Source organism: Streptococcus sp. HMSC073A12 (assembly GCF_001812815.1).
GTDB lineage: Bacteria > Bacillota > Bacilli > Lactobacillales > Streptococcaceae > Streptococcus > Streptococcus vaginalis.
In genome coordinates this window covers 1-2,241 of the sequence record NZ_KV810568.1, presented here as the reverse complement: position 1 = coordinate 2,241, position 2,241 = coordinate 1, and the positions used below count along the sequence as shown (strand labels likewise).

The window sequence follows — 2,241 nt, the reverse complement described above, 5'->3', positions numbered from 1 at the left end:
TTTTTTGTTGCACTATATTTTACAATTTATCAAACAAAAAAATAAGCCTTGACAGGCTTATTTAGTTGGGATGGATATTTCAATGAGGTTTGTTGAATAGAGTGTCTTAATTCGAGAAACATCAATCGATTTTGTATCAATTTTTCGTTTCAAAAAAAATTCTCGAATTTTTTCAACTTCTTGTTCGCGAATGGTGCGGTGTTTATTTGAAATCAGAATTTCATAATGAAAAGGTGCTTGCGTAAAGACGACGTCTGTATTTCCAGCGGAAAAAGTCTCAACTAGTGTAGCATCTGTACTTTCTAATTGACTTTGTACAAGGCGTGCATGGCTGTTTGTCGTGTTAATAAGCTTCATCTGACTTCCTCCTATATTCTATTCCTATTATAGCACTTTTTCATAAGAAATGTGAACAATTTCTCATACTTTATGATTCTTTTTCCACATTTCAATTCCCCATTTATGACTGCCACGTTTTAATTTGGAAATAGCTTCTGCGATTGGAAACCAGACGAGCTGATTAAAATCTTCTAAAGGTGCTTGCGATTGCTCATACTGGCTTACTTCATAAATGTAAGCAGGGTTATAAAAATAGGTATCGCGGTGGCGAGAATAAAAATATTCATCTGCTTGTCCGTAATATTGACCGATTTGAGCAGTAAAACCAAGCTCTTCAATCAGTTCACGTTTTAAGGCAGTTAAGCGATCCTCATCTTGCTCAATCTCGCCTCCGGGCAAGAACCAAGCGCCGTTGGGGGCTTGCACTAAAATTATCTTTTCTTGCTTTTCATCTGGAATAACTGCATAAACGCCATAGCGATTCACATATTGAACGTCTTCTTGCCTTTCTCCAAAAGTTGCGACTGTCATATCGTTTCCACTCTTTCTTATATGCTACTAATATCATAATGCAGAAATCAAGTGCTGTCAAGGCTTTCAAGCATTTTAAGGTTCAAATTTGAAAATATCTGCTGTATATAAATTGAGCACTTTTTCAAAGAGAAGACGGAAAAGAATGGCAACGACTGTTGGGATGACAAGCCAAGCTAAGATTGCCAGTCCCATGGGAAGTCCGCCTGTAACAGAAGTGAAGAGTCCAGTCAGACCAACTAATCCAAAACCTGCTGATGCAGGCGTCCCGGTAATGGTGAAGAGCGGAACCAACAGACCAGTAGCAGCAGAGGTTGCGACAATAGGAACATAAGAGATTGGGTCCTCAAAGACATTGGTCATCATCATTTTCATTGAACCAAGGGCGACAGCAGCAGTTACACCAGGTTTATTGACGAAGAATGAATGAACAACAAGTACGATACAAGTTGTTCCGACCCCCATAGCAGAAGCACCGGCAGCGAGTCCATTTAGTCCAATGGCAAGACCGATTGCAACAGTTGAGATTGGAGCCACGATTAAGATAGCAAAAGTAACACAGATGAGAACACTCATTAAGTAAGGCTGAAGATCCGTAAAGTAGATGATTCCTTGCCCGATTAAGCTAGAAATCATTTTGACATAAGGAAGTGTGAATAACCCCACAGTCGCAAGAAGCGATCCAACGATTGGCAGAAGAACAAAATTAAAGGATTCAAATTTCCCTTCTAGCCAGAGCAATACGAGAACGCTAAGGGCACAAATTAGCATGACATTGATAATGTCCCCTGTACCAGTCGTGTAGAATCCAGTAACCATTTTGTTTGCAGTTGCCGTAATTTCAGAAGGGGCTTTTTGCTTTTGAACATATCCTAATAACTCCGTTGCTCCAGCTAATTTACTAGAAGCACCAGAACTAACAAAAGCAATGGCTGTCAGAAGCGCAGCTTTCATTCCTTTGAAATTAAATTCCAAGGCAACCAGCGTTCCAATTACGGCAGATAAAGTGGCTTGGAAAAGAACGTTAGCCACATTCCAAGTTGCAAAGAAAGCATTATTTTTGAAAAAGTCTAAAGAGAAAATAATGGCAAAGATACAGTTAGGCAGCAAGGCTACGATAACACCAATTGCGGTGCCGTTTAGAACTTTATGCAAAAATGATTTAGGGGTAAGTGATGCGGTTGTGTTTTCTTTTGTCATAAAAAACTCCTTTATTTTTGAAAAATAAAATCCGCCCTATCCCAAATGAGAATAAGGCGGAGTCATGTAAAAATGGAGATGATTATCCCATTTTAAAACGGTAGCTACGCCTTGATAAGATACTATAAATAATGATAATAATAGCTATAACCAACATAACGTAACTCCTTT

General features: G+C 38.8%; 3 protein-coding genes. All 3 read right to left on the bottom strand.

Annotation, left to right across the window (positions count from 1 at the left end; genetic code table 11):
• Positions 1-57: 57 nt before the first annotated feature.
• Complete coding sequence (locus HMPREF2876_RS09150) at positions 58-357, bottom strand: DUF1827 family protein (RefSeq protein ID WP_024051512.1); 300 nt, start codon at positions 355-357, stop codon at positions 58-60.
• 63 nt (positions 358-420) lie between these two features.
• Complete coding sequence (locus HMPREF2876_RS09145) at positions 421-870, bottom strand: NUDIX hydrolase (protein WP_024051513.1); 450 nt, start codon at positions 868-870, stop codon at positions 421-423.
• Between the two features lie 75 nt (positions 871-945).
• Positions 946-2,070 carry a PTS sugar transporter subunit IIC gene (locus HMPREF2876_RS09140; protein ID WP_024051514.1) on the bottom strand — a complete coding sequence of 375 codons (1,125 nt, stop codon included), beginning with the start codon at positions 2,068-2,070 and terminating at the stop codon, positions 946-948.
• Positions 2,071-2,241: the final 171 nt, after the last annotated feature.

Excerpts from the sequence above, each read along its gene's own strand:
- HMPREF2876_RS09140 (WP_024051514.1), bottom strand. The coding sequence starts at position 2,070 with ATGACAAAAGAAAACACAACCGCATCACTTACCCCTAAATCATTTTTG.
- HMPREF2876_RS09145 (WP_024051513.1), bottom strand. The coding sequence starts at position 870 with ATGACAGTCGCAACTTTTGGAGAAAGGCAAGAAGACGTTCAATATGTG.
- HMPREF2876_RS09150 (WP_024051512.1), bottom strand. The coding sequence starts at position 357 with ATGAAGCTTATTAACACGACAAACAGCCATGCACGCCTTGTACAAAGT.